Genomic DNA, 277 nt, shown 5'->3' on the forward strand with positions numbered 1-277 from the left:
GCCTGAACCTGGGCCAGACTCTGCCCGGCATCGAGCACGCGATAACGTTGTGGCGCCTGCGCGGCGCGCTGCAGGTAGGCCTGGCGTACCGCTTCGAAGAAGCCACGGCCTTCCTGCTCGAAACGGTCCAGGCGCCCGCGCGCCGCTGCGCGCGCAAGCCCCACTTCCACAGGCAGATCGAAAATCAGCGTCAGGTTGGGGCGCAGCTCGGCCTGGACGAACTGCTCCAGCTGCGCAATGCGCTCGATGGACAGTCCTCGCCCGCCGCCCTGATAGG

Annotated in this window: 1 protein-coding gene; it reads right to left on the bottom strand. The window is 68.2% G+C overall.

Annotated features, from left to right (window positions below):
- The coding region (locus V0R37_RS22085) for a dTMP kinase (RefSeq protein ID WP_420376555.1) at nucleotides 1–277 on the bottom strand (277 nt) is incomplete at both ends.

The sequence above is a fragment of the Pollutimonas rozaliensis genome (genome assembly GCF_048751585.1).
Classification (GTDB): Bacteria; Pseudomonadota; Gammaproteobacteria; order Burkholderiales; family Burkholderiaceae_B.